This is a genomic window from Alcanivorax sp. HI0083, assembly GCF_001635175.1.
Genome location: NZ_LWFX01001470.1, coordinates 1 through 1,222 on the forward strand (window position 1 = coordinate 1; position 1,222 = coordinate 1,222).

General features: G+C 61.1%; 1 protein-coding gene. It reads right to left on the reverse strand.

Annotated elements, in window-relative coordinates:
• Positions 1-1,222 (reverse strand): hydrogen gas-evolving membrane-bound hydrogenase subunit E (gene mbhE / locus A3754_RS22305; protein WP_156497149.1); only part of this gene is annotated, 1,222 nt, incomplete at both ends.

Sequence of the window (1,222 nt, forward strand, 5' to 3'; positions counted from 1 at the left end):
CAGAACCAGCGCCACCGACGTGATCAACCCGGCCACGAAGCCGCCACCGGGCAGATTGTGCCCGCGCAGGAAAATATACACCGCAATCAGCAGCGCCAGCGGCAACAAGGGCCGGGAAATGGTCACCAACACCAGCGGATGCGCATCCGCAGCCCAGGGGCGCCCCAGCGAGTCGTACTTGGCCGATGCCAGGTTCAGATCCTTGAGCAGCGCATAAATACCCATGGCGGCAACGCCCAGCACGGTGATTTCCCCAAAGGTATCGAAGCCCCGGAAATCGACCAGAATCACGTTGACCACATTGGTGCCGCCACCACCAGACTTGCTGTTATCCATAAAGAACTGGCTGATGGTTGTGGTTTCCCCGGTCATCACCAGGAAGGCCAGCACCGCCACACCGGCGCCCACAACAAGCGCTAGCAGCACATCGCGCAACACCCGCACCGACGACGATTCCACCTGGGTACGCACCGGCAGGAAGTACATGGCCAGCATTAGCAGCAGCATGGTGACCACCTCCACCGATAACTGGGTCAGCGCCAGATCCGGCGCCGAGAAGCGCACAAACAGGAGTGACACCATCAACCCCACTACACTCAACGACATGATCGACGTCATCCGGTGGCGGTGCAGGAACGTGGTCAGCAGGGCCGCCGCCACCAACATGGCGGTACACAAGATCGCCACCCCATCCATAGGCAACATGCCCACATCCAGGCTCAGCGCCGGCAGGTGCCACATCTGGGTAAGCAGAATCACCGCCACCAGCGTGACCGCCCAGGCCACATAACTCTGTAGCGACCCGTTCTGCAGCCGCCCGGTAATGGCACTGGCCACCCGCCCCAGCTGCTGAATTCGCCCTTCGAACACCAGTTTGGCATCCACCTCGGGCAAGCGCGCCCACAGGTCAAACAAGCGGCGACGCTGGGAATAGATAAAGATGCCACCGAACAGGGCAATAAAACTCATCACCAGCGGCAAATTAAAACCATGCCAGATCGCCAGGTGGTATTCCGGCAAGTCGCCTCCCAGCGTGGCAGCAGCCGCCACCGCCAGCAGGCCCGCCACGGTGAGCGCCGGAAACACGCCCACCGCCACACACAGCGCCACCAGAATTTCCACCGGCACCTTCATGTAGCGCGGCGGCTCATGGGGCGGGTACTTGGGCAGGTTTATCGGCTCGCCATTAAAGAACACGTCATGGATAAAGCGCGCCGAATAG